Genomic DNA, 3,054 nt, shown 5'->3' with positions numbered 1-3,054 from the left:
GCAAGGAAATCCCGCTGTGGTTTCTCAAGATCACCGATTACGCCGAGGAACTGCTCGCCGACCTGGAGCGCATCGACTGGCCCGAGCAGGTCAAGACCATGCAGCGCAACTGGATCGGCAAATCGCGCGGCGTCGAACTCTCCTTTGACATCAAGGACGCCGACGGCGCCCCGGCCGAGCCGCTCGCGGTCTACACCACCCGGCCCGACACCCTGATGGGCGTTACCTACATGGCCGTGGCCGCCGACCACCCGCTGGCGAAGCAGGCCGCCGAAAGCCACGAGGCGCTGGCCGACTTCTGCGCCGAGTGCGCCCGCGGCGGCACCTCGGAAGCCGAGCTGGCCACCCGCGAGAAGAAGGGCATGCCCACCGGCCATCTGGCCGTGCATCCCCTCACCGGCCGCGAAGTCCCCGTCTATGTGGCCAACTTCGTGCTGATGGAGTTCGGCACCGGGGCCGTCATGGCCGTGCCTGGCCACGATCAGCGCGACTGGGAGTTCGCCACCAAGTACGATTTGCCCATCGAGGCGGTCATCGCCGACGAGAACGGCCAGGCGCCGGATCTCTCCGAGGGTGCCTACGCCGAGTACGGTCCCCTGATTCACTCCGGCGAGTTCGACGGCCTTGGCTTCGAGGCAGCATTTGATGCCATCGCCGCCAGGCTCGCCGAGCAGGGTCGCGGCGAGGTGAAGACCAACTTCCGCCTGCGCGACTGGGGCGTGGCCCGCCAGCGCTACTGGGGCGCGCCGATCCCGGTCAAGTACGGCCCCGAGGGCCAGACCGTGCCGCTCACCGACGCGGAACTGCCGGTGGCGCTGCCCATGGAGGTCACCGTCGACGCCACCGGCTCGCCACTCAAGCGCATGCCGGAATTCTTTGACCTCGGCGACGGCTGGAGCCGCGAGACCGACACCTTCGACACCTTCATGGAGTCCTCCTGGTACTTCGCGCGCTTCTGCTGCGCCGACAACATGGAGGCGATGCTCGACGAGCGCGTCGACTACTGGCTGCCGGTCGACCTCTACATCGGCGGCATCGAGCACGCCATCCTGCACCTGCTCTACGCCCGCTTCTTCACCAAGCTGATGCGCGACCTGGGGCTGGTGAAGACCGACGAGCCCTTCCAGCGCCTGCTCACCCAGGGCATGGTCATCGCCGAGACCTACTATCGCCCCACCGCGAACGGCGGCAAGGCGTGGTTCAACCCCGCCGATGTCGAGGTCAAGCGTGACGAGAAGGGACGCCCCGTCAGTGCCATGTTGATCAGCGACGGCCAGCCGATGGAGATGGGCGGCATCGAGAAGATGTCCAAGTCCAAGAACAACGGCGTCGACCCGCAATCCATGATCGACCGCTTCGGCGCCGACACCGTGCGCCTGTTCATGATGTTCGCCGCCCCGCCGGAGCAGTCCCTGGAATGGTCCGACGCCGGCGTCGAGGGCGCCAGCCGCTTCCTCAAGCGTCTGTGGCGCCTCGTCAGTGATCACCTCGCCGCCGGCGAGCCCGGCACGCTCGACCTCGCCGCCCTCACCGAGCCCCAGCGTGAGCTGCGCCGCAAGACTCACGAGACCATCAAGAAGGCCGGCGACGACATCGGCCGGCGCACCACCTTCAATACCGCCATCGCCGCGGTGATGGAACTGACCAACGCCCTCTCGAAGTTCAACGACACCTCGCCCCAGGGCCTGGCCGTGGCCCGCGAAGCGGTGGAAGCCTGCGTGCTGCTGCTCGCCCCGATCACCCCCCATGCCTGCCATACCTTGTGGCAGGCGCTGGGCCATGACGAACCGGCCATCGATGCCCGCTGGCCGGAAGTCGACGAAGCGGCCCTGGCCCGCGACAGCATCGAGCTGGTGGTGCAGGTCAACGGCAAGCTGCGCGCCCGCCTCGAGGTCGAGGCCTCTGCCGACAAGGCCACCATCGAGGCCCAGGCCCTGGCGGCGGAGAACGTCCAGCGCCACACTGAGGGCAAGACCATCCGCAAGGTGATCGTGGTGCCCGGCAAGCTGGTCAATATCGTGGTCGGCTGAACGCCACACCCTGACGGGGAGAGACCCATGCAGCGCCGTACCCTACTGCACCTCGGCCTCGCCGTCGGCGCCTCCCTGGCGCTGGCCGGTTGCGGCTTTCGTCTGAGCGGCCTCGACCACCCGGTCGTGACCCTCGACGCCCTGGCTCTGGCGGGCGCGGACAGCGAGCTGGCCCGCCAGGTTGTCCCTCGCCTGGAGCGTGCCGGCACCCGGATCGATGACCAGGCGGAGCATGTGCTCAACCTGGGCCCGGAACGCTTCCGCGAACGGCGGCTGAGCGTCCTCGACAGCGGGCCACGCGAGGTGGAGATGACCCTGACGGTGCCCTACTCGGTGCAGCGCCGTGCCGACGGTGCCTACCTGCTCGACCAGCAGCGCCTGGAAGTCAGCGAACGGCTCACGGTCAACAACGACGAGCTGCTGGCCCAGGACGACCTGCGCGACGCCACTCGCGAGAGGCTGCGCAACCAGGCCATACGCCAGCTGATGGACCGCCTGCGGGCGCTACCCAACGGATAGGGAGCCGCTTTGGGGTCAGACCCTGGGGGATCCCCAGTAATATTGCCTCTGAATCAAAAGGCTACATATTACTGGTGGATGCCCGATAGCTCGGCGTAGCCCTTGGGGTCTGACCCCCATGTTGTTGATTGCTCAGTAATATCAGAGGGTTGGCGCAACACGCAGCAGCGGGGTCAGACCCCAAGGGCGCGGCACCGTGCTCGCATCAGGCACCAACACCTTCGAATATGTCGGTATCGTGAGGTCATTCGTGGGGAAGCCTCAGGGTCTGACCCCTAACTACTCTCGGACATGCTGCCATCAGTGCAATAGGCAAGCCCACGTATAGAGTGATCCATGAAGATCTTCCCCGATAAGCTCTCCGACGCGCTGGACAAGAAACTGCCCCCGGTGGTGATCGTATCCGGCGAGGAACCGCTGCAGCACATGGAGGCCTGCGATGCCGTTCGCGCCGCCGCCCGCCAGGCCGGCGTCGAGGAGCGCGAGATCCTCCACGTGGAAGCCA

2 protein-coding genes and 1 pseudogene are annotated in these 3,054 nt (G+C 66.8%); all 3 read left to right on the top strand.

Features of this window, described 5'->3' with window-relative positions; translation table 11 throughout:
* Window positions 1–2,030: leucine--tRNA ligase (leuS, locus tag RI841_RS15725; protein ID WP_310706572.1), on the top strand; the 2,030-nt coding region annotated here is incomplete at its 5' end.
* A 27-nt stretch (window positions 2,031–2,057) separates the two neighbouring features.
* Window positions 2,058–2,549: an LPS assembly lipoprotein LptE gene (lptE, locus tag RI841_RS15720; RefSeq protein ID WP_310706571.1), complete on the top strand. Its 492-nt coding sequence runs from the start codon at window positions 2,058–2,060 to the stop codon at window positions 2,547–2,549.
* A 336-nt stretch (window positions 2,550–2,885) separates the two neighbouring features.
* Window positions 2,886–3,054, top strand: a pseudogene (locus RI841_RS15715) (DNA polymerase III subunit delta); the annotation flags it as partial.

The organism is Halomonas sp. (assembly GCF_031581305.1).
Taxonomy (GTDB): Bacteria; Pseudomonadota; Gammaproteobacteria; order Pseudomonadales; family Halomonadaceae; genus Halomonas.
The sequence above is the reverse complement of the archived record's forward strand: the minus strand, read 5'-3'. Positions and strand labels throughout refer to the sequence as shown.